The sequence below is a fragment of the Nitrospirillum goiasense genome (assembly GCF_034427435.1).
GTDB lineage: Bacteria > Pseudomonadota > Alphaproteobacteria > Azospirillales > Azospirillaceae > Nitrospirillum.
In genome coordinates, this window is the sequence record NZ_JAXQNP010000002.1 from 676,846 (window position 1) to 696,889 (window position 20,044).

Annotated in this window: 19 protein-coding genes; 10 read left to right on the top strand and 9 right to left on the bottom strand. The window is 70.3% G+C overall.

Annotated features, from left to right (window positions below; genetic code table 11):
- The first annotated feature begins 1 nt into the window (after position 1).
- From ubiB to ULB03_RS05450, 3 genes are all read left to right on the top strand, one after another.
- Positions 2–1,540: a 2-polyprenylphenol 6-hydroxylase gene (gene ubiB, locus ULB03_RS05440; RefSeq protein ID WP_322482239.1), complete on the top strand. Its 1,539-nt coding sequence runs from the start codon at positions 2–4 to the stop codon at positions 1,538–1,540.
- Between the two features lie 277 nt (positions 1,541–1,817).
- Positions 1,818–2,822 carry an aspartate-semialdehyde dehydrogenase gene (locus tag ULB03_RS05445; protein ID WP_322482240.1) on the top strand — a complete coding sequence of 335 codons (1,005 nt, stop codon included), beginning with the start codon at positions 1,818–1,820 and terminating at the stop codon, positions 2,820–2,822.
- Positions 2,823–3,033: 211 nt separating this feature from the next.
- Positions 3,034–3,339 (top strand): hypothetical protein, encoded by a 306-nt coding sequence (locus ULB03_RS05450; protein WP_322482241.1) that lies wholly within the window; start codon positions 3,034–3,036, stop codon positions 3,337–3,339.
- 176 nt (positions 3,340–3,515) lie between these two features.
- On the opposite strand, the gene ULB03_RS05455 is transcribed toward ULB03_RS05450, so the two are convergent.
- The 4 genes from ULB03_RS05455 to ULB03_RS05470 all read right to left on the bottom strand — a co-directional run bounded on the left by ULB03_RS05455 (position 3,516) and on the right by ULB03_RS05470 (position 7,646).
- Positions 3,516–4,469, bottom strand: a complete 954-nt coding sequence (locus ULB03_RS05455) for an acetyl-CoA carboxylase carboxyltransferase subunit alpha (protein WP_322482242.1) — start codon at positions 4,467–4,469, stop codon at positions 3,516–3,518.
- A 129-nt stretch (positions 4,470–4,598) separates the two neighbouring features.
- A complete protein-coding gene (locus ULB03_RS05460) occupies positions 4,599–5,645 on the bottom strand; it encodes a site-specific tyrosine recombinase XerD (protein WP_322482243.1) in 1,047 nt (348 codons plus the stop codon).
- A gap of 5 nt (positions 5,646–5,650) precedes the next feature.
- Entirely contained in the window at positions 5,651–7,525 is a 1,875-nt protein-coding gene (locus ULB03_RS05465; protein ID WP_322482244.1) for a hypothetical protein, read from the bottom strand.
- Complete coding sequence (locus ULB03_RS05470) at positions 7,506–7,646, bottom strand: hypothetical protein (protein ID WP_186455801.1); 141 nt, start codon at positions 7,644–7,646, stop codon at positions 7,506–7,508. The genes ULB03_RS05465 and ULB03_RS05470 overlap by 20 nt, the downstream gene beginning before the upstream one ends.
- Before the next feature lie 439 nt (positions 7,647–8,085).
- Here ULB03_RS05470 and ULB03_RS05475 point away from each other — a divergent pair, with 439 nt between their 5' ends.
- The 3 genes from ULB03_RS05475 to ULB03_RS05485 are packed head-to-tail and all read left to right on the top strand — an operon-like array spanning position 8,086 to position 10,379.
- Complete coding sequence (locus tag ULB03_RS05475) at positions 8,086–8,682, top strand: shikimate kinase (protein WP_322482245.1); 597 nt, start codon at positions 8,086–8,088, stop codon at positions 8,680–8,682.
- Positions 8,679–9,791, top strand: a complete 1,113-nt coding sequence (gene aroB / locus ULB03_RS05480; RefSeq protein ID WP_322482246.1) for a 3-dehydroquinate synthase — start codon at positions 8,679–8,681, stop codon at positions 9,789–9,791. The genes ULB03_RS05475 and aroB overlap by 4 nt, the downstream gene beginning before the upstream one ends.
- A 9-nt stretch (positions 9,792–9,800) precedes the next feature.
- Complete coding sequence (locus ULB03_RS05485; RefSeq protein WP_322482247.1) at positions 9,801–10,379, top strand: DUF2889 domain-containing protein; 579 nt, start codon at positions 9,801–9,803, stop codon at positions 10,377–10,379.
- Here ULB03_RS05485 and ULB03_RS05490 read toward each other — a convergent pair.
- Complete coding sequence (locus ULB03_RS05490) at positions 10,376–10,654, bottom strand: BolA family protein (protein ID WP_322482248.1); 279 nt, start codon at positions 10,652–10,654, stop codon at positions 10,376–10,378. The two genes, ULB03_RS05485 and ULB03_RS05490, sit on opposite strands and share 4 nt — an antisense overlap.
- A gap of 182 nt (positions 10,655–10,836) precedes the next feature.
- On the opposite strand from ULB03_RS05490, the gene ULB03_RS05495 reads away from it, so the two are divergent.
- The 3 genes from ULB03_RS05495 to cobT all read left to right on the top strand — a co-directional run bounded on the left by ULB03_RS05495 (position 10,837) and on the right by cobT (position 14,392).
- Entirely contained in the window at positions 10,837–11,412 is a 576-nt protein-coding gene (locus ULB03_RS05495; protein WP_322482249.1) for a J domain-containing protein, read from the top strand.
- Between the two features lie 69 nt (positions 11,413–11,481).
- On the top strand, positions 11,482–12,474 hold the full coding sequence (gene cobS / locus ULB03_RS05500; protein ID WP_322482250.1) for a cobaltochelatase subunit CobS: 993 nt from the start codon (positions 11,482–11,484) through the stop codon (positions 12,472–12,474).
- A gap of 31 nt (positions 12,475–12,505) precedes the next feature.
- Positions 12,506–14,392: a cobaltochelatase subunit CobT gene (cobT, locus tag ULB03_RS05505; RefSeq protein ID WP_322482251.1), complete on the top strand. Its 1,887-nt coding sequence runs from the start codon at positions 12,506–12,508 to the stop codon at positions 14,390–14,392.
- 68 nt (positions 14,393–14,460) lie between these two features.
- Here cobT and ULB03_RS05510 read toward each other — a convergent pair whose 3' ends face one another.
- Positions 14,461–15,018 carry a hypothetical protein gene (locus tag ULB03_RS05510; protein WP_322482252.1) on the bottom strand — a complete coding sequence of 186 codons (558 nt, stop codon included), beginning with the start codon at positions 15,016–15,018 and terminating at the stop codon, positions 14,461–14,463.
- A gap of 197 nt (positions 15,019–15,215) precedes the next feature.
- On the opposite strand from ULB03_RS05510, the gene murI reads away from it, so the two are divergent.
- Positions 15,216–16,100, top strand: coding sequence for a glutamate racemase (gene murI, locus ULB03_RS05515; RefSeq protein ID WP_322482253.1), 885 nt, complete (start codon positions 15,216–15,218; stop codon positions 16,098–16,100).
- A 10-nt stretch (positions 16,101–16,110) separates the two neighbouring features.
- Here murI and nadC read toward each other — a convergent pair whose 3' ends face one another.
- The 3 genes from nadC to nadA form a co-directional block, all read right to left on the bottom strand.
- Positions 16,111–16,968, bottom strand: a complete 858-nt coding sequence (nadC, locus tag ULB03_RS05520) for a carboxylating nicotinate-nucleotide diphosphorylase (RefSeq protein ID WP_322482254.1) — start codon at positions 16,966–16,968, stop codon at positions 16,111–16,113.
- On the bottom strand, positions 16,965–18,620 hold the full coding sequence (locus tag ULB03_RS05525) for an L-aspartate oxidase (RefSeq protein ID WP_322482255.1): 1,656 nt from the start codon (positions 18,618–18,620) through the stop codon (positions 16,965–16,967). The genes nadC and ULB03_RS05525 overlap by 4 nt, the downstream gene beginning before the upstream one ends.
- A gap of 72 nt (positions 18,621–18,692) precedes the next feature.
- Positions 18,693–19,703: a quinolinate synthase NadA gene (nadA, locus tag ULB03_RS05530; protein WP_322482256.1), complete on the bottom strand. Its 1,011-nt coding sequence runs from the start codon at positions 19,701–19,703 to the stop codon at positions 18,693–18,695.
- Positions 19,704–20,044: the final 341 nt, after the last annotated feature.

Genomic DNA, 20,044 nt, shown 5'->3' on the forward strand with positions numbered 1-20,044 from the left:
CATGTTCCGCATCCTGCGCAACCTGCGCCGCCTGTACATCATCGGGCGTACGCTGGGCCGCCATGGCGCCCTGTTCCCGGAGGAGTTCCGCGACGTGGCGCCGGGCCTGGCCATGGTGCTGCGCCTGATGAACAACAACCGGGCGCCCGGCCGCAAGGGCCAGCGCCTGGCCGCCGCCATCCAGGAACTGGGCCCCAGCTTCATCAAGCTGGGCCAGGCGCTGTCCACCCGGTCCGACCTGGTGGGCGACGCCGTGGCGGAAGACTTGGCCCTGCTGCGCGACCGGCTGCCGCCCTTCCCCACGCCCCAGGCCGTGGCCATCATCGAGGAACAGCTGGGCCGTCCGCTGGGCGAGATTTTCCAGAGCTTCGAGCCCGAGTCCGTGGCCGCCGCCAGCATCGCCCAGGTCCACTTCGCCGTGACGGCGGAGGGCAAGGAGGTGGCGGTGAAGGTGCTGCGCCCCGGCGTGGAGTTGGCCTTCCGCCGCGACATCGACCTGATGTTCTGGCTGTCCGGCCTGGCCGTGCGCGTCCTGCCCCGGCTGAAGCGCCTGAAGCCGGTGGAGGTGGTGGAAACCTTCGCCGAGACCGTGCGCATGGAAATGGACCTGCGCCTGGAGGCCAGCGCCGCCTCCGAACTGGCAGACAATTTCAAGGGCGATGTCACCTTCAACATCCCCAGGGTGGATTGGGACCGCACCAGCCAGCGGGTACTGACCATCGACCGCATCCACGGCATCCCAGTGGACCAGGTGGACGCCATCCGCGCCGCCGGCTTCGACCCCGACGACGTTCTGCGCCAGGCGGCCAATTCCTTCTTCAACCAGGTGTTCCGCGACGGCTTCTTCCATGCCGACCTGCACCCGGGGAACATGTTCGTCAACATGTCCGGCCACCTGGCGCCCGTGGACTTCGGCATCATGGGCCGGCTGGACCGGCAGACGCGGCTGTACCTGGCCGACATGCTGCTGGGCTTCCTGAACCGCGATTACCGCCTGGTGGCCGACGTGCATTTCGATGCCGGCTACGTGCCCGCCCACCAGTCGCGCGAGCTGTTCATGCAGGCGGCCCGCGCCATCGGCGAGCAGGTGCACAACAAGCCGCTGCACGACATCTCCGTCGGCCGGCTGCTGGCCCAGCTATTCGCGGTGACCGAGCAGTTCGAGATGGAAACCCAGCCGCAGTTGCTGCTGCTGCAGAAAAGCATGCTGACGGCGGAAGGCGTGGGCCGCGCCCTGAACCCCAAGCTGAACATGTGGGAAGTGGCCCGCCCCCTGATCGAGCAGTGGATGCGGGAGAACCGGGGGCCGGAGGCGCGCCTGGCCGAGGCCGTGCGCAACCTGAACGCCACCGCCCACAAGCTGCCCCTGCTGCTGCGCCATGCCGACCGCCTGGCGGAACACCTGGACAAGGGCGGCCTGCCCATCGACCCGCGCAGCATCGACGACCTGGCCACCCGCCTGGGGAGTGGCCGGGGCGGCTGGCAATGGGCCGCCATCCTCGCGCTGACGATCGCCGTCACCATCCTGGCCTTGCGATAAGCCGAGCCAGCATGAGGTATTGCCTCATGCTGGTAGGACGCGACCGCGTCCGCCGGAGCGAGCACCGCAGGGCGGAGCGAGGACCAGCCAAGCCAGCGGATGCTGGCGCCCGGCGATTGAGGGACGACATATAAACCCCCTAACCAAAACTTGCGCGGCACGGCCCTGGCCACAAGGCAGCCCTGCGAGTCGTCCGCTTGACGCGGGTACGAAACGAACAAGAGGATGGCGCCTCTCGTTCCATATGTTTCACCCTTCGTCTTTGAGGAATTAGGTCATGGCCTTGCCCGTCGTTGCCATCGTCGGTGCCACCGGTGCCGTTGGCGTCGAGCTGCTTGAGTGCCTGGAGCAGCGTGATTTCCCCCTGTCCGAGCTGCGCCTGCTGGCGTCACCCCGGTCGGCCGGCAAGACCATGACCTTCAAGGGTAAAGAGATCACCGTCCAGGCCCTGGACGAGAACAGCTTCGACGGTGTCAACATCGCCCTGTTCTCCGCCGGCGGTTCCATCTCCAAGGTCTATGGCCCCATCGCGGTGAAGGCCGGCGCCGTGGTGGTGGACAATTCCAGCGCCTTCCGCCAGGACCCCGACGTCCCCCTGGTGGTGCCGGAAGTGAACCCGGAGGCCGTGAAGCAGCACAAGGGCATCATCGCCAACCCCAACTGCTCCACCATCATCGCGCTGGTGCCGCTGTGGCCGCTGCACGCCAAGAACCGCATCACGCGCTTCATCGCCGCCACCTACCAGGCGGCCTCGGGCGCCGGCGCCGCCGCCATGGAAGAGCTGCGCGAGGGCACGCGCGCCTATCTGGAGGGCAAGCCCTTCACCCCCACCGTCCTGCCGCACCCCTACGCCTTCAACCTCTTCAGCCACAACGCCAAGGTCGACCCGGCCAACGGCTATAACGAGGAAGAGATGAAGATGGTGAAGGAGACGTGGAAGATCTTCGGCGACGCCGACATCCGCATCTCCGCCACCTGCGTGCGCGTGCCCGTGCTGCGCGCCCATTCCGAGGCGCTGACCGTGGAGTTCGAGCGTCCCATCACCCCGGCGGAGGTGAAGGACATCCTGTCCACCGCCCCGGGCGTGCGCATCGTCGACGACGCGGAGAAGAACTACTTCCCCATGCCGGTGGACGCCTCCGGCCAGGGCGACATCCTGGTGGGCCGCATCCGCCAGGACATCAGCGACCCCAGCGGCCGGTCCATCCAGTTGTTCGTCGCCGGCGACCAACTGCTGAAGGGCGCCGCGCTGAACGCCGTGCAGATCGCCGAGCTGCTGTAAGGCAGGTTCGTCCATGACGGGGGCCGCCGGTAGGAATACCGGCGGCCTCATCCTTTTGGGGTAGCGCTGGCCGCATGGGGCCACCTTGCCCCCCTCCTCATGGGAAAATCGGCCGCAGGCCCAACTTTACGGTCGCGGAAAAGCCTCAATTGGTCGCAATATCCTGGTTGTCCGGGGTCGTTCCCGGGCGAACCCCAACCAGGGACCTCGCATGCATCCGCATGAGGCGACCGGAGCCCCCAATCCGGAACCCGGCATGGCCGCCGCCGTGATGGCCGCCACCCCCAGCGCCTTCGATATTCCGCCGCCCCAGTCCCGTTCCTCCGCCGCCCCCGCCCGTCAAATCCTGGACGCGGTCACGCGCTTCCGGAAGATGGGGTGCCGCAACGTCAGCCTGACCCTGACCCGCTCCACGGACACCATCCTGGACGTGCAGGCCATGCTGACCCTGGCGGGCCTGGCCAGCGACGTGCAGCCGGCCGGCGGCGGTTGCTCCCGCCTGGTGCTGCGCAGCTAGGCTACCCTCCTAGCCTCCTTCGATCCGCCCCTCTGGGCCCCTGCGTTCCCGGTGATGTCATCGGGGATCGGCCTTGGATATTTGCCCTGGATAGGGGAACGGCGGACGCCGCGCATAAGAAAAGGGCGCCTCCCCTGCGGGAAGCGCCCCTCTTATTCGCTTGAGCGCGTGGCGCCTCAGCCCAGGCCCTTCTGGCCCATGGCCAGATACTTCTCGCGGCGGCGGGCGATCAGGGTGCCGCCGTCCTGGCCGCGCATCGATTCCAGGCTGTCGTCGATGGCGTTGCCCAGGGCCAGGATGGTTTCCTCGCGCCGGCGGTGCGCGCCGCCGATGGGTTCCATGACGATGCGGTCGATGACGCCCAGTTCCTTCAGGTCCTGGGCGGTCAGGCGCAGGGCCGCGGCCGCGTCGGCGGCGTTGGTGTTGCTGCGCCACAGGATGCCCGAGCAGCCTTCCGGCGAGATGACGGAATAGATCGAGTGCTCCAGCATCAGCACGCGGTCGGCCGTGGCGATGGCGATGGCACCACCCGACCCGCCCTCGCCGATGACGGCGGAGACGATGGGAACGCGGGCGCGCAGGCAGGTCTCGATGGACTTGGCGATGGCTTCCGCCTGGCCGCGCTCTTCCGCACCCACGCCGGGATAGGCGCCGGCCGTGTCCACCAGGGTGATGACCGGCAGGTTGAAGCGGCTGGCCAGCGCCAGCAGGCGCTGCGCCTTGCGGTAGCCTTCCGGCTTGGCCGAGCCGAAGTTGTGGCGGATGCGGGTATCGGTGTCGTGGCCCTTTTCCTGGCCGATGACCACCACCGACCGGCCGCGGAAGCGGCCCAGGCCGCCGACGATGGCGCGATCCTCACCGAACACGCGGTCGCCCGCCAGCGGGGTGAAGTCCGTGATCAAGGCGTTGATATAGTCCAGGCAATGCGGCCGGTTGGGATGGCGCGCCACCTGGACCTTCTGGGCCGGGGACAGCTTGCCATAGGTCGAGCGCAGCAGCTTGTCGACCTTGTCCTCAAGCTTGCGGACCTCGTCGGCGATATTGATCCCGCCGCCATCGGACAGATGGCGGAGTTCATCGATCTTGCCTTCGAGCTCGGCGATCGGCTTTTCAAATTCAAGGAAATGCATGGGGCGGCTTACAACTGCTTGTAAGGAGGCGCGGTCGCCGGAAGGGTGATCCGCACAAAGGTCGAAGTCGGCTGATTACCATGAGCGCGGGCCAGGGGCCAGCCCTATCGACTTTAGGGGTGCGCGGCCCTACCCCTTGCGGGGGCGGCCGCCCGTGTTGCCCTTGGCCAGAGGGTGGTGGTCCTCCACCGCGCGGCGCAGGCGTTCCCCTACGACATGGGTGTAAATCTGGGTGGTGCCGATGTCGGCGTGGCCCAGCATCTTCTGGACCGAGCGCAGGTCGGCGCCGTGGTCCAGCAGGTGGGTGGCGAAGGCATGGCGCAGGACATGGGGGCTGACCTTGGCCGGGTCCAGGCCCGCCGCCAGCGCCAGATCCTTCAGCAACTGGCCGAAGCGCTGGCGCGTGAGCATGCCGCCGGAACTGCGGGACGGGAACAGGTGGCCGGCCTGCTTGGCCTCCCGGCCCGGGGAGAAGAAGGCGGCGCGGTGCGGCAGGTAGGCCGCCAGCGCATCGCGGGCCGGCGGGGACAGGGGCACCATCCGCTCCTTCCCGCCCTTGCCCTTGACCACCAGCACCCGGCCGTCGCGGCTGAAGGCCGACAGCGGCAGGCCCACCAGCTCGGAGACGCGCAAGCCCGTGGCGTAGAGCAGTTCCAGCAGCGCCGCCAACCGCAGGCCCTCCGCCCCGCCCTGGGCGGCGGCGGTGTCCAGCATGCGGGCCACGTCATCCTCGGACAGGATCTTGGGCAGGGGGCGGCCCAGGCGCGGGCCGTCCAGAACGGCGGCCGGGTCGATCTCCCGCCGGCCTTCGGAGACCAGGAACTTGTAATACTGGCGCAGGGCCGACAGGCGGCGGGCCACGGTGCGGACGGCGGCGTTGGTGCCGTCGCGCCCCAGATGGTCCAGGTAGGCGCGCAGGTCGTCCGTGCCCGCCTGGTCCAGCGCCGGCCCCTTGCCCCCCTGCTGGGCGGCGATGAAACGGGCGGCGTCCACCAGGTCGCGGCGATAGGCGTCCCGGGTGTTGGCCGCCGCCCCGCGTTCCGCCACCAGCATGTCCAGGAAAGCGTCCACCCCGGGCGGCAGGGCCAGGGTGGCGCCGCGCGGCCGACCGGGGGACCGCTTCCTGGAAGCGGCCCCCCCGGCGGCGGGTTCGGCCTTCGGGACGCGCGGCGCCATGGTCCTCAGGGCCCGGCCAGGGCGGCGACGGCCTCCAGCGCCAGACGCCGGGCGTCGTCCTTCAGGCCGATGGCGGCCAGGGCCGACAGGGCGTGGACCGTCACCGTGGGCGCGGTGCTGGCCGGGCCGGCGTCCGCCAGCTCCGCCAGGGCCAGCAGCGTCACCTCGCCCCGCCGGGGCACGGTCACCGACTGGTCCAGGCGCAGCCAGGAAGCGGCGTCGGGGATCACGCCCGGCGCCTCCGCCACCGCGGCGGTGCGGGCCAGCAGCAGCGGGTCGATCTTCTCCCCCGCCGCCGTGAGCACGGCCAGGATGGACCCGGCGCGCAGGCGCGACGGCGCGTCGGCGTCGGCCTTCACCGCGTCCAGCCACTGGGCCCAGTTGGCGCCGTCGCTGGGCAGCAGGCCGCCCAGCACCGCCAGGGGCACCAGGCGCAGGTAGGCCTGCAAGGGCTTGCCATCGGCTTTCCCGCCGCTGGACGCCTCTTGCGCCGTCTGGCGGGCCAACTCGAACCAGGGCTGGGCCAGGTCACGCCGGTTCTGCAGCAGGGCCAGGCGGGCGGCGGCCGGGGCCAGGTCCTTTAGCGCCGGCCCGGGGGCCAGCCCTTCCAGTTCCTGGACCAGCAGGTCACCCCAGGCACCGGCCAGCAGGCCGGGGTCGCTAACGTCCACCGCCTTGGCCAGGATGGCGCCCTTCAGCGAGGGGATCGTTTCCCCGGTCAGGGCCTGGTACAGGATGGCGCGCTGGTCGGCGCCCTGGCGCTTCTCCGCCACGCCCACGGCGTTCTTCAGGTCGCTGGGGCTGACCTTGGCCGCCTTGTACAGGGGGGCCAGGGCCGCCGACGGCAGAGTGCCATAGGCGGCGGCGCGGTCGCCCGCCACCAGCTTCAGCGCCGCCGCCGTATCGGGCAGATCGGCCACGGCTGCGGCGGCGGCCGGATTGAGGGCCTGGATCTGCGCCGCCGGCACCTCCGCCGGCAGGCCGCGGCCCATGGCGCGGGCCAGGGCGACCGCCTCGGCCGACAGGGTGGTGAAGCCCTTCAGCGCGCCCTTCTGCCCGCTGGCCGCGACCTCCGCCAGGCGGGAGAAGCCGTCATCCTTCACCCCCTGTTCGCGCATGATGTCCAGCGACAGCATGACATTGTCGGTGGACCCGCCCCGCACCTGGCAGACGACGCCCAGCATCTGGATTTCGCCGTCGTTGAAGCGCTTCTGCAGGTCCGCCATCTGGTTGCAGGCCGACCCGTCGCCGCTCAGCAGCGACAGGCGGGCCCAGGCCTCCGCCGCGCCGGCGTCGTCCAGGGCGGTGGGCAGGGCGGCCATGGCGTCGGCGTTCTTGCCGTCGCCCAGCAGGGCCAGGCGTTCCAGGCGGGCGCCCAGGAAATTGCGCGTGTCCTTGCTCGCCTGGGGAGCGGTGCCGGAGGACATCAGCACACGCCCCAGCAGGGCGCGCACCGCCGGCGAGGGGCTGGAGGGCGGCAGGGACGTCAGCGCCCGGTCGACCAGGCCGCGCGGGCTGTCGGCCCAGAGCGCCTGACCCAGGCCCCCCTGCCCCGCATCCAGCAGGCCGCCGCCATCCGGCGTCACCGCCGCCAGGGTCTTGACCTCGAAGGAGGAGGCGCGCGGGGCGGGCGGGGTGTAGAGGGGGGCGCCCAGGGGGGTGGGACCTTGGGTCGCACCGCCGTCGGTGCCGGTTGGACCGCCACTGGATGGCGCGCCAGCGGCCGGCGCACTGGTGGACGGCGTCGCCGGCCCCTGCGGCCACAAGGGGGTGGGCGCGCCCGTGGTCTGGGACCCCGATTGCGCCAGCGCCACCGGTGCCGTCATCAGGCCGGCGGCCAGCGCCAGGCCCAGGCTGAGCTTACTGCGGGAAACGGTCATTGGGGATCACCCGTTCGGTGGGCGCGGACGGCGCCGGGGAGGTGGTGGCGGCCACGACCAGGGCGGCGCCGGCACCGCCGAGGACAACCAGGGCGATCAGGATCAGAAGAAGCTTTTTCATCGGGGGATCGGCATCAATCGCTGAAAGGGAAAGGGCGGATTCGGAAAGAAAATTGCGAGACCATCGCGGCGCAAGCAAGGCGGCAGTGCGCGGCGCCCCGGTGGAGTTGAGGGACAGGCGGGGTCGACTGTGTTATGCAGTCCCCCCTAACCGTTTCCATCCGCCGCCGTCCACCAGATCATCAGGGGCAGGCTGTCACGGAAAAACGGGGCCGGACAGGTCGCCGAAGGCCGCAGGGCCAGGGGCGGACAACCGGTGTTAAGGGTTAAGAACAACCCCCGGAACGGGGCACGGCTTTAGGTCTCGGCTGTTATGGATGATACGGCAAACATGGTGTTAGCGCTTGGCACTGTAGCGCCCGGTCCCCGGGCGCGCAACGCCACCCCGATCCGCCGGTTACCGGCCGCCCAGGCCCCCGCCCGGTCTGGGGGGTGCGCTGATGCGCCCCACCCTGCGCCAGCGCCCGCCGCGCACCCTGGTCCTGGTGGGCCTGATGGGGGCCGGCAAGACCAGCATCGGCCGCCGCCTGGCCGCGCGCCTGGGCCTGCCCTTCGTCGACGCCGACCATGAGATCGAGCGCGCCGCCGGCTGCAGCATACCGGAATTCTTCGACCGCTATGGCGAACCCGCCTTCCGCGAGGGGGAGCGCCGGGTGATCGCCCGCCTGCTGGACCAGCCGATGCAGGTGCTGTCCACCGGCGGCGGCGCCTTCATGGACGCGGAAACCCGCGCCCTGGTGCGCCAGCGCGCCCATTCCATCTGGCTGCGGGCGGAGCTGGACCTGCTGGTGCAGCGCACGGCGCGCCGGGGCAACCGGCCCCTGTTGAAGGATGCCGACCCGCGCGAGACGTTGCGCCAGCTGATGGACCTGCGCCACCCCTATTACGCCCAGGCCGACATCACCGTGGACAGCGGCGACCGCCCGGCGGAAGACACGGTGGATAGGGTGGTGGAGGCGCTGCAGGCCTATCTGGACACCGCCGCCGATAGCCAAACCCCAGAGGCGCGGCCCCAGCCGGCCGCGGTGGAATCATGAGCCAAACCGTTCCTGTCCATCTGGGCGACCGTTCCTATGACGTGCGGGTGGGCACCGGCCTGATCGAGAACGCCGGCGCCCTGGTGGCCCCCATCGCCGGCCGCCGTCCCCTGGTCATCCTGAGCGACGAGACGGTGGCGCCCCTGTACCTGGGCACCCTGACCCGCTCGCTGGAGGCGGCCGGCGCCCGCGTCCTGGACCCCATCGTCGTGCCGGCGGGCGAAGCGACCAAGAGCTTCCACCACCTGGAGGCGGTGCTGGAAATCCTGCTGTCGCGCGGCATCGAGCGCGGCGCCATGCTGGTGGCGCTGGGCGGCGGGGTCATCGGCGACCTGGGCGGATTCGCCGCCGCCATCGCCCTGCGCGGCATCGACTTCATCCAGGTGCCCACGACGCTGCTATCCCAGGTGGACAGCAGCGTGGGCGGCAAGACCGGCATCAACAGCCGCCAGGGCAAGAACCTGATCGGCGCCTTTCACCAGCCGCGCCTGGTGCTGGCCGATATCGGCGCGCTGGACAGCCTGCCCCGGCGCGAGGTGCTGGCCGGCTATGCCGAGGTGGTGAAGTACGGCCTGATCGACCGGCCCGACTTCTTCACCTGGCTGGAGGAAAACGGCCCCGCCCTGGTGGCGGGCGACACCGCCCTGCGCACGGACGCGGTGACCGAAAGCGTGGCCGCCAAGGCCGCCATCGTCGCACAGGATGAACGCGAGGGCGGGGTGCGCGCTCTCTTGAACCTGGGGCACACCTTCGGCCACGCGCTGGAGGCGGAAGTGGGCTATGGCGGCGAACTGCTGCATGGCGAGGCCGTGGGCATCGGCATGGTCATGGCCTTCGACCTGTCGGTGCGCCTGGGCCTGTGCCCGCCCGCCGACCTGGACCGCATGCGCCGCCACCTGGCGGCCGTGGGGCTGCCCACCGGCGCCGCCCACCTGGCCAAGGGCCGCTGGACCGTGGACGCCCTGATGGCCCACATGGCCAAGGACAAGAAGGTGAAGGACGGGGGCATCACCTTCATCCTGGCGCGCGGCATCGGCCAGGCCTTCACCGCCCGTGGCATCGATCCCGAGCCGGTGCGCGCCGTGGTGGCCGCGGCACTGGAGGCGTGACCCGCCCCCATGCCCCTGCCCGCCGCCGCCCCGCGCAAGCCGCTCCACACCCGCCGCGTCACCTGCCAGGGCTATGAACGCGCGGACGGCCTTTGGGATATCGAGGGCCACATCACGGATGAGAAGCACTACGCCTTCGACAATGAATGGCGTGGCACCATCCAGCCGGGGCAGTTCCTGCATGAGATGTGGGTGCGCCTGACGGTGGATGACACGCTGACGGTGCGCGCCGTGGAGGTCGCCACCGACAACGCCCCCTTCGCCCACTGCCCCGCCATCCTGCCCAACTTCCAACGCCTGGTGGGCCTACGCATCGCCGCCGGCTGGACCAACGCGGTCAAGCAGCGCCTGGGCCGGACGGAAGGCTGCACCCATCTGGTCGAGCTGCTGGGCCCCGTGGCCACCACCGCCTTCCAGACCCTGGCCCCGGTGCTGAGCGCCCGCCGCCGGGGCGGCGCCGGCGGCCCACCCCCGGTGCTGAACACCTGCCACGTCATGGCCAGCGACGGCCCCGTGGTGAAGCGCTGGTACCCGGAGCACTACACCGGGCCGAGGGGCGAAAAGCCGGAGGACGAGGGGACGGCCTAACCCTGGGCCACCTCTTCAGGCGTCAGCGTCTTAAGCGACAGGGCGTGGACGCGTTCGGCCAGTTCATCCTTCAGGATGTCGTAGACCAGACGCTGACGCGCCACCCGCGACTTGCCGGCGAAGGCGGCCGCCACCACCGTCACCTCGAAATGGGTTTCGCCACCGGGCGCGGCGCCGCCGTGGCCGGCATGGGCCGCCGACTGGTCGTCAACGATCAGCGTGACGGGCGCCAGCGCCTGGGTCAGCTTGGTGTGGATTCGGTCGGCATAGCGCATGGGAAGGGGCCCGTGGCGGAAGGTTCGTCCTCCCCCCTCAGGTGCGATGTCGGGGCGCCGCTGTCAATGGCGGGAAGGCGATTTGCGGCGGTCGGCACAGCAGCCCAGCTTTGCCCCGGCAATGGTGCCGTGGGCGACCCGCCGCGCTTGTCACGGCCCGGACGTGCCCCCATACTTTCGCGATGCAGAAACAGCGCCCCGGATTCTCCTTCTCGTTCGACGACCCGCCGCAGGTCCAGGTCAGGGCCTGCGACCACCCGGGCTGTGCCGAGGTGGGGGAGTATCGCGCGCCCAAGAACCGCAGCCAGCTCAACGACTATTTCTGGTTCTGCCTGGACCATGTCCGCGCCTACAACAAAGCCTGGGACTATTACCAGGGCATGAGCACGGAAGAGATCGAGCGGGCCATGCGCTATGATACCACGTGGCAGCGGCCCACCTGGCCCATGGGGGACTGGCGCACGCGGGAACGGAACCTGCGCGACAAGATGAGCCGTGGCCACACCTTCGGCGCCGATTGGGAGGGGGCGTCCCACCGCCCCCCGCCCCCCTCGCCCCGCACGCCGGAGGATGAGGCCCTGGACGTGCTGGGCCTGAAGGCGCCGGTTGAATTCGCCGAGATCAAGCAGCGCTATCGCGAGCTGGCCAAGCAGAACCACCCCGACACCCACGGCGGCGACAAGGACGCGGAAGAGCGCCTGAAGCGCATCAATCAGGCCTATAACGTGCTGAAAGCCGCCTACGCCGACCAGGGCTGAGCCCCCGACACCGAACCAAAACCAAAAACCAACCGTTCTGTCCGATATCGCAGGAAAGCCGACCGTCTCATGTCCCAGGAAACGACCCCGATGAACGCCGCCTCGCTGCCCGATACCACGATCTCCGTCCGCAAGGCCTTCGGGATCGACAGCGACATGCAGGTGCCGGCCTTCAGCGCGCCCACGGAACATGTGCCGGAAATCGACAGCACCTATCGTTTCGACCGCGAAACGACCATGGCCATCCTTGCCGGCTTCGCCTACAACCGCCGCGTCATGGTCCAGGGCTATCACGGCACGGGCAAGTCCACCCATATCGAGCAGGTGGCCGCGCGCCTGAACTGGCCCTGCCTGCGCATCAACCTGGACAGCCACATCAGCCGCATCGACCTGATCGGCAAGGACGCCATCGTCCTGCGTGAGGGCGTGCAGGTGACGGAATACCGCGAGGGCATCCTGCCCTGGGCGCTGCAGCATCCCTGCGCCATCGTGTTCGACGAATACGACGCCGGCCGCCCGGACGTGATGTTCGTCATCCAGCGCGTGCTGGAGGTCGAGGGCAAGCTGACCCTGCTGGACCAGAACAAGGTGATCCGCCCCCACCCGGCCTTCCGCCTGTTCGCCACGGCCAACACCATCGGCCTGGGCGACACCACCGGCCTCTACCATGGCACCCAGCAGATCAACCAGGGCCAGATGGACCGGTGGAACATCGTCACCACCCTGAACTACCTGCCCCATGACGCCGAGGTGAAGATCGTCCTGGCCAAGGTGCCGTCCTACGACACGGACGAGCGCCGGGTGCTGGTCAACGCCATGGTGCGCCTGGCCGACCTGACCCGCGCCGGTTTCATCGCCGGTGACATCTCCACCGTCATGAGCCCGCGCACGGTCATCACCTGGGCCCAGAACGCCGATATCTTCGCCGATGTCGGCTTTGCCTTCCGCGTCACCTTCCTGAACAAGTGCGACGAGATCGAGCGCGCGGCGGTGGCCGAGTATTACCAGCGCTGCTTCGGCACCGAACTGCCCGAGAGCGGCGTGCGCGCCACCCTCGCCTGAGGCGGGGCCGACGCCGAGAAGGAACGAGCCCATGTCTTCCGACCGCGAATCGCCGCTGGAGGCGTTCAAGCGGGCCACCGGCGCCGCCGTCCGCGCCATCGCGGAGCGCGGCGACCTGACGGTGGGGTTCTCCGCCGAGCCGCCGGGCTTCTCCGGCACGCGGGTGCGGGTGCCCCTGCCCACGCGTGACCTGAACGCCCGCGACGTGGCGCCGGTGCGGGGGGCGGCGGACGCCGCCGCCCTGCGCCTGCGCCATCACGACGCCGCCACGCATGCCCGCCTGCTGCCCACCGGCGACACCGCCCGCCTGGCCTTCGACGCGCTGGAGCAGGCGCGGTGCGAGGCGCTGGGCGCCACCGCCATGGCCGGCGTGGCCGACAACCTGACGGCGGCGCTGGAGGAGCGCTTTCGCCGCCAGGGCCTGGACAGGGCCACGGCGCGCGACCAGGTGCCCCTGGCCGACGCCCTGCGCCTGATCGCGCGTGAGGCCCTGACCGGCGCCCCCGTCGCCCCCGCCACCCAGGCGGCGCTGGACCTGTGGCGCCCCTTCATCGAGGAAAAGGCCGGCGCGGACCTGGCGCAGCTGAAGGCCGCCATGGCCGACCAGCAGGCCTATGCCCGCGAGGCCCGCCGCATCCTGACCGACCTGGACCTGGAAGTGGGCGGGGAGCCGGACAAGTCGGAAGAGGAGGAGACGGCCGAGTCCGGCGACGCCCAGAGCCCCGAGGGCGCCGACAATGACGACGCCGGCGGCGGCCAGTCCGACGATGCCGACCCTGAAGCGACGGGGGAGCAGCAACAGTCCGGTGGCCAGACGGAGGAAGCCGCCGGCGCCGCCGAAAGCAGCGAGGGCGAAGAGCAGGAGATGGAGGGGGCCGGGGCCGAGCAGTCGGGCGAGCCCGGTGAACCGTCCCGCCCCGATTTCGGCCGCAACAGCCCGGATGCGGGCGGGTATCGCGCCTTCACCACCGAGTTCGACGAGGTGGTGGGCGCCGCCGACCTGTGCGACCCGGACGAACTGGCCCGCCTGCGCATGATGCTGGACCAGCAGTTGCAGCACCTGCAGGGCGTCATCGCCAAACTGGCCAACCGCCTGCAGCGCCGCCTGATGGCCAAGCAGACCCGCGCCTGGGTGTTCGACCTGGAGGAAGGCATCCTGGACGCGGCCCGCCTGGCCCGCGTGGTGGCCAACCCGGTGCTGCCCCTGTCGTTCAAGCAGGAGAACGACACCGATTTCCGCGACACCGTCGTCACCCTGCTGATCGACAATTCCGGGTCCATGCGCGGCCGGCCCATCACCATCGCCGCCATGAGCGCCGACATCCTGGCGCGCACGCTGGAACGCTGCGGCGTGAAGGTGGAAATCCTGGGCTTCACCACCCGGGCGTGGAAGGGCGGGCAAAGCCGCGAGCGCTGGCTGGCCAGCGGCAAGCCGCCGGCCCCCGGCCGCCTGAACGACCTGCGCCACATCGTCTATAAGGAGGCCGACGCCCCCTGGCGCCGGGCCCGGCGCAACCTGGGCCTGATGCTGCGCGAAGGCATCCTGAAGGAAAACATCGACGGCGAGGCCCTGCTGTGGGCCCACACCCGCCTGATCGCCCGGCCGGAACAGCGGCGCATCCTGATGGTGATCAGCGACGGCGCGCCGGTGGACGACAGCACCCTGTCGGTCAACAGCGGCAGTTATCTGGAAAAGCACCTGCGCAGCGCCATCGAGTATATCGAGACCCGCAGCCCGGTGGAGCTGATCGCCATCGGCATCGGCCATGACGTCACGCGCTATTACCGCCGCGCCGTCACCATCGTGGATGTGGAGCAACTGGGCGGCACCGTCATGGAAAAGCTGGCCGAGCTGTTCGACGAGGACGACCACCGCCCGGGAAGAAGCCGGCGCCAGGCGCGCGGCGGGCGCCGCTAGACTAAAGCAAACCGCGCTCAGGAAAAGGGCCGCCGGGCGGATGCCAGGCGGCCCAAATCTTTTGAGGCTTACTTGCCGGCGGGCTTGGCCGCCGGAGCGGCGGGCGCCGGGGCGCCGCCGGTGCGCGCCTTATACACATGCAACTGATCGTTAAAGCGGGCGGCCAGGATCTGCATGTTGGTGACCACGGCATCCTGCACGCTGGTCAGCTGCAGGAACTTCGCCACCGTCACCTTGTCCGGGTGCTGGGCCACCAGTTGGTCGACACAGGAGATGAAGCCCTGGCCGCTGTTCACGTAGGCCTGCATCTCCTCATGCGCCTTGCGCATGTCGGCCTCGGGCGCGGTCTTGCCATCGGGAATGGTGGGCACCTTCTTGGGGAAGGGGCAGGTCCAGCCGTCATCCTCCTCGCCAGCCTTGGCCCCGGCGGCGGGAGCGGCCGCGGCGGGGGCCGCGGGCTTGGCCGCCGACGGCACGATGGGGGCGGAACCGGCTGCGGGGGCCGTGGTCGCCGGCTTCGCCGCCTGAGCCCAGGCGGGCGCGGCGCCGACAAACGCGAGGGTTGTCGCCGAGGCGAGGACGGGCAGGATCATCAAGGACCGGCGGACGGCGACACGCAGGCTCACGGGCAAGGTTCCTCAAAGACGAAGGGCAAGGGGCGCCAGCATAATGGACCGGCGCACTAAGGCATAGCCGACATGCATTGGCAAGACGGGGCGGCAACCGGCCGCAAGGGCGTTGCCGCCGCCCCGGCGGATCGTGCTAAACCGAGGGGGACGGGGCCCGGACGCGCCCCGGGCGGTGAACGGTGCGGTTGCGAGCGATGATCGGCGTTTTCGATTCAGGACACGGCGGGTTGACGGTGTTGCGCGCCCTGGCCAACCAGATGCCGGACCGGCGCTTCGTCTATCTGGGCGACCATGCCAACGCCCCCTATGGCAACCGCACGCCAGAGGAAATCTACCGCTATACCGTGGCGGGGGTGGAACGGCTGTTCGGCCTGGGCTGCCCGCTGGTCATCCTGGCCTGCAACACCGCCTCGGCCCAGGCGCTGCGCCGCCTGCAGCAGACCTGGCTGCCCACCGCCTATCCCGACCGCCGGGTGCTGGGCGTGCTGGTGCCCATGGTGGAGGCCATCACCGGCGTGCCGTGGATGGCCGACGTGGCCGCCGGGTCGCGCGCGGGCGAACCGCGCACCATGGCCATCTTCGCCACCCAGCACACGGTCAGCAGCGGCGCCTACCCCACCGAGATCGCCAAGCGCGCGCCGGAGGTGCGGGTGGTGCAGCAGGCCTGCCCCGACCTGGTGCGCCTGATCGAGGCCGACGCCCCGGTCGACACCATACGCGCGGCCATCGAGGATTATGCTGGGCGGTTGATGGCGCAGTTGGAGGGCGTGCCGCCCGACGCCGTGGTCCTGGGCTGCACCCACTATCCCCTGGTGGCCGACCTGTTCGCCCAGGCCCTGCCGCCCGGCGTGGAAATCCTGGACCAGCCCAACCTGACGGTCAGCAGCCTGCGCGCCTATCTGGAACGGCACCCGGAGTTCGACCTGCCCAGCCGGGCGCGGGAGCAGGGCGGGGTCGAGGCCTTCCACACCACCGGCCCGGCGGAGCCCATCACCCGCCTGGCCAGCCGCTTCTTCGGCGGCGAGGCACGCTTCCACAGCGTAGGGCCTGACCCCATCCCGGAGAGTCTGAAGGGCTGAAGACCCGCCGTCACAGGCTCTCGAAATCCAGCCCGATGTCGAAGTTGGTGACGGAGTGGGTCAGCCAGCCCAGGGAAATCAGGGTGACGCCGGTCTCCGCCACCGCCCGCACCGTCTGGGGCGTGATGCCGCCCGAGGCCTCGGTGATCAGGCGGCCGGCCACCATGTCCACGGCCTGGCGCAGGGTGGGCGGGTCCATGTTGTCCAGCAGCACGGCATCCACCGGCAGGGTCAGCAACTCCTCCAACTGGGCCAGGGTGTCGACCTCCACCTCGATCTTCACCATGTGGCCGACATGGGCGCGGGCGCGCTCCACGGCGGCGCGCAGGCCGCCAGCCGCCACCAAATGGTTGTCCTTGATCAGGACAGCGTCATCCAGGCCGAAGCGATGGTTGCTGCCCCCGCCCACGCGCACGGCGTATTTCTCCAGCGCGCGCAGGCCGGGCGTGGTCTTACGGGTGCAGACGATGTGGGCGCCGGTGCCCGCGATGGCCTGGACCAGCTCCGCCGTCTTGCTGGCGATGCCGCAGAGGCGACCCAGGAGGTTCAGCGCCGTGCGCTCCCCCGACAGGATGGGGCGGGCCGGGCCTTCGACCACCGCCACGGCCTGGCCCGGAGCCACCCGGGCACCATCGGCCACCAGGGTCCGCACCGATAGGCTGGGATCGAGCAGGGAGAAGGCCGACAGCGCCGGGGCTAGACCGGCGATGACGCCGGCGTGACGGGCCTGGAACAGCGCGCGGGCCTGGGTGTCCACCGGGATGCAGGCATCGGCGGTGACGTCGCCCGCCCGGCCCAGATCCTCCAGCAAGGCGGCACGGACCAGGCCTTCGTACATGACGGGATACAGCGGGGCAGGCGTGCTCATGAACGGGTTTCCCGGGTGGTGGCAGGCTCGACCTCGGCCATGCGGCCCAGGTCGGAACAGGTCAGGATCTGGTGATGCCGCCAGCTATCGCGCGTTTCCGGATGGTCGGCGCGGGTATGGGCGCCCCGGCTCTCCTCGCGCCGCCTGGCCGCCTCCACCACCAGGCGGGACAGCACCAGGCGGTTGCGCAGCTCCAGGCCGGCACGGATGCCGGCATAGTCGCTGGCCGGTGCCAGGCGCTCAGCCGCCAGGGTCAGGCCCTGCAGGCGCAGGGCGGCCTCGGCCAGGCCTGCGCCATCGCGCACCAGGCCCACCTTCTCCGCCATCAACGTCTGGGCCTGGGCCGCGAGGTCGGCGGCGGCGGGGCCGCCGGGCACTGTGGGCGCCAAGGGAACCGCCACCGGCTGGGACGCGGCCGACTCGGCCACCAGGGCCGCCGCCACCCGACCGGCGAACACCACCGCCTCCAGCAGCGAGTTGCTGGCCAGGCGGTTGGCGCCATGGACATGGGTGCAGGCGACCTCGCCCGCCGCCCACAGGCCGGGGATGGAGGTGCGGCCGTCGGCATCCGTCAACACGCCGCCCATATGGTAATGCGCGGCGGGCGCCACGGGCACAGGCGCGGCGGCCGGGTCCAGCCCGGCCTCGGCGCAGATGCCGGCCACGGTGGGGAATTTCTTGGCCCCGCCAGACGCCCATAGCGGCCGCAGGTCCAGGAACACCGCCTCGCCACGCGCCACGCGGCGGCCGATGGCGCGGGCCACCACATCGCGGGGCGCCAGTTCGGCATCGGGATGCTCATCCGCCATGAAGGCGTGGCCGCCGGCGTCCAGCACCTTGGCCCCTGCCCCGCGCAAGGCCTCCGTCAACAGGGGCCGGCGGCCGGGCGGCCCGGCAACGGCCAGGGCGGTGGGGTGGAACTGCACGAATTCCAGGTCGGCCAGATGGGCGCCGGCGCGGGCGGCCAGCGCCATGCCGTCGCCGGTGGCCTCCGGCGGGTTGGTGGTCACGGCCCACAGCTGGCCGGTGCCGCCGGTGGCCAGCACCACATGCGGGGCGACGTGCAGCACCCAGCCGACACCGTCCTCATAGGCCAGGACGCCCTGGGCCCGGCGGCCACGCCCAAGGTCACGCACCACCAGGTCCGCGGCCATGGCCCGGGTATGCACGGCGATGCCCGGGGTGGCGCGCACGCGGGCGGCCAGGAAGGTGACCAGGGTGCGGCCGGTGGCGTCACCGCCGGCATGCAGGATGCGGTGACGGCCGTGCGCCGCCTCGCGCCCCAGCAGGGGCTTGCCATCGGGGCCCCGGTCGGCGGGCAGGCCGGCGTCGAGCAAGGCCGACATTTCAACGATGCCGGCCTCGGCCAGCAGCCGCGCCATGCCGGGGTCGGTTAATCCCGCCCCGGCGGCCACCGTGTCGGCGGCATGGTCGGCGGCGCTGTCCCCGGCGCCCAGCGCCACGGCCACACCACCCTGGGCCCACAGGCTGGACCCGCCCGGCAGGTCATCCGTCTTGGTCAGCAGGGCCACCCGCCGCCCGGCACCGGCCAGGGCCAGCGCGGCGGCCATGCCGGCCGTGCCGGACCCGACCACCACCACATCGCTGTGGACGACTTTCACAGGCGACACCGGATAAGACGCACCATCCATGGCATCACGCTCCGTCACCAGGGGAACGGGGGCCGGCCGCACATCCGGCCGGCCTTGGGAAAACAGGTGGGATCAGCGGCCCACGGCCAGCATGCGCTCCACCGCCAGGCGGGCGCGGTCGGCCACCGTGGGGTCGATCTCCACCTTCGGCTCCAGCGTCCGCAGCGACTCCAGGATGTTGGAGAGGCTGACCCGCTTCATGTGCGGGCACAGGTTGCAGGGGCGGATGAATTCCACGTCCGGATACTCGGTGGCGACGTTGTCGCTCATGGAGCATTCGGTGACCATCAGCACCCGGTTCGGCCGCGCCTCACCCACATATTCGACCATGCGGGCGGTGCTGCCGACAAAGTCGGCCTCGGCCAGCACCTCGGGCGGGCATTCGGGATGGGCGATGATGGTCAGGTCCTTGAAGCGGGTGCGGTAGTCGCGCAGCTCCGCCCCGGTGAAGCGCTCATGCACCTCACAATGGCCCTTCCACTTGATGATCTTCTTCTTGGTCTGGGTGGCGACCCAGCTCGCCAGATATTCGTCGGGCAGGAACAGCACGCTGTCGCTATCCAGCGATTCCACGATCTCCACCGCGTTGCCAGAGGTGCAGCAGATGTCGCTTTCCGCCTTCACCTCGGCGGAGGTGTTGACGTAGGTGACCACCGGCACGCCGGGGTGCGCCTCACGCAGCAGGCGGATGTCGGCGGCGGTGATGCTGTCAGCCAGGGAGCAGCCGGCCCGCATGTCGGGCATCAGCACCGTCTTGGACGGGTTCAGGATCTTGGCCGTCTCGGCCATGAAGTGCACGCCGGCCATGACGATGACGTCGGCGTCCGTCTGCGCCGCCTTGCGCGCCAGCGCCAGGCTGTCGCCCACGATATCGGATACGCAGTGGAAGATTTCCGGCGTCTGGTAGTTGTGCGCCAGGACGACGGCGTTGCGTTCCTTCTTCAGCGTGTTGATGGCGTGCACCAGCGGCGCGTGAAAGGGCCACTCCACCTCGGGGATCACCTTGGCCACCCGTTCATACAGGGGGCGGGTCGCGGCGGCGACGGCGGGGGTGTATTCGAGATCGAGCTCGGCAACGGACATCGGGACACCTGGCAAACGAAAGCGCGCCACGAACGACATCGGCCCGCATGGCCGGCCCCCGCGGCGCGATTGGCGGAGGCGTCTTCCCTGTACCTTCACCCCTTATGCTCTATTTGAGCATTAGGGTAGGTAATGCTCGCCCGGAGCATAAGGGGTGTCAAGCCCGCTTTCGGACCCCATTCATGTAACTGTCACAGGGGTGCCCCGGCGCCGCCGCATCGCTGCATGTGCGAAAAATGCGCCAAGAGAATAAAAAAAGCGGCTGATATCAGCCGCTTCTCTTAATTTCTCCACGCGCCGACATCCAGTACAGCGGCATGAACAAAACCCTCATGCCGCTG